The 1,820-nt window shown below is 47.3% G+C and carries 2 protein-coding genes; one reads left to right on the plus strand and one right to left on the minus strand.

Annotation, left to right across the window (positions count from 1 at the left end; genetic code table 11):
* Positions 1–103: 103 nt before the first annotated feature.
* The gene (locus WBV75_RS00325) at positions 104–1,102 is read right to left on the minus strand and encodes a hypothetical protein (RefSeq protein WP_424118676.1); all 999 of its coding nucleotides are present in this window, start codon (positions 1,100–1,102) and stop codon (positions 104–106) included.
* A gap of 156 nt (positions 1,103–1,258) precedes the next feature.
* Between WBV75_RS00325 and WBV75_RS00330 the strand changes: the two genes are divergently transcribed.
* On the plus strand, positions 1,259–1,756 hold the full coding sequence (locus WBV75_RS00330; RefSeq protein ID WP_424118677.1) for an SRPBCC family protein: 498 nt from the start codon (positions 1,259–1,261) through the stop codon (positions 1,754–1,756).
* The last annotated feature ends 64 nt before the right edge of the window (positions 1,757–1,820 follow it).

Here is a 1,820-nt window from a genome sequence, read left to right on the forward strand (position 1 = left end):
GTCTGAAGCCGTTGAGTCTGTACTTATCAGGCGTTCGTTTATCATAGGATCCAAGTCTCAGGGAATATTGGAAAAAGCGTCACAGGATAGGCTGAATTTTAGCTCAATGCTCCCCTGCCGTTGTCCCGGGAAGGGATGTTAGTTCTTTGGAAGGAATGTGATACAGTGCCGACGGGAGGGAAATGATTTTACGGTCAAAAGCCTCAGAGGTAATGAACAAATCCCCGTCCGGGCTTACCGCTATCCCTTCAGCCTGTGCAAAACCAATGGGAATGGGAGGTTCTTTCATTGTAAGGACCTCTACCCCTACAACCAGGGCCTCTTCAGCCTTCACCACGGCTCCCTTTTCCTGTATAAATCCTACGGTCAGCGAGTGCCGCTGTGTATTGTCAGGGAAGCCATTTGCCGGGGATCTTGAGGGAACCTGAAGTAGAAAGGGCTGCAATTCGCCATTATACCCCAGCAAATACCACAAACCGCCCCTGGGATCATAAGCGGCATCGGTAACCATTCCTCTGACCTTAAAGGAAGAGCCCCTCAGGGCTTTGTGCTTGCCTGGAGTTTTGGGAATACTGTAAACAGTAGTGCCTTTCTTCCGCCATTGCTTGGTGAAAACCCAAAGGGAATCCGGCCCGGCGATCAGGGCTTCTGCATCCCAGTCGCTATTTCCTTTTCCATTAAAATTAACCTGATCTTCATAAAAAAACGAGATAACCTCTGCTTCAATTTCATCCTTCTTCCTAAAATCCGTCCTGGAAACCCTGAGGATACGCAGATCTTTGCGTCTTCCGAGGTTATTGCCAAAATCCCCGATATAGATATAGGTGGCGTCTGCTGCGAGCGCTTCCCAGTCCGTATTGACCATATTGGTAATGGTGACCTCCCGGACCACCGCTAGGGAAGTAGTGTCCATTTCATAAAGCACAGGAGTATTGCCGGAATCGTTTATGGTAACCAAACGATTATCAAGCAACAATAACCCGGAACTTTCATTGACATTCTCTGGAAGAGACCCCTTCCATGTAGCATGAAGCTGCCCTGTCAGATTCGACGGAAAGGCCAAAATCCCGAACAGGAGTATAAAAAAGTACTGTTTTTGCATGGGCGAAAGGTACAAATTCTGATCATCAGGGCTCCTTTGGTCGCGGAAGGATTACCAAAGAATTTATACAATCTACAAACCCCCTGGTTTTATATTTTGTTTAACTCATTGTAGATATGCCTTGAACAAAATGATTGTATCTTTGTTTCAACCATTATGAAACTATATCGCTTACGCGCCACCCAGCAGTTGCCCATCACCCCTGAGGATGCCTGGAATTTCCTGTCTAACCCGGAAAACCTTCAGAAAATTACCCCGAGCCATATGGGGTTCCAAATCCTAAGCGGAGCAGAGCGGCCCATGTATGCGGGACAGATTATTCAATATAATGTCTCCCCAGTCCCCGGAATACGTACGCGCTGGGTGAGTGAAATCACCCATGTGGAACCGGGGTCTTATTTTGTGGACGAACAGCGCTTTGGACCCTACAGCCTTTGGCATCATAAACACTTTATTAAGAAAGTGGCCACTGGGGTGTTAATGGAGGACATCGTCGATTATAAATTGCCCCTGGGTTTTCTGGGGACATTGGCCCATCCTATTTTTGTGCGTAGACAACTCACCGGAATTTTCAGGCACCGGGAAAAGGCACTAACCGACATGTTCGGATCCATACCCGGTTGCCCCACAACATTTACAATTGAGACCCTATGAAATGAGCCATAACAATTCTCAATACCAGCCGAGATGGTTATTGGCGAATTACATCTGACCTATT

It is taken from the genome of Robiginitalea sp. (genome assembly GCF_049588695.1).
Classification (GTDB): Bacteria; Bacteroidota; Bacteroidia; order Flavobacteriales; family Flavobacteriaceae; genus Robiginitalea.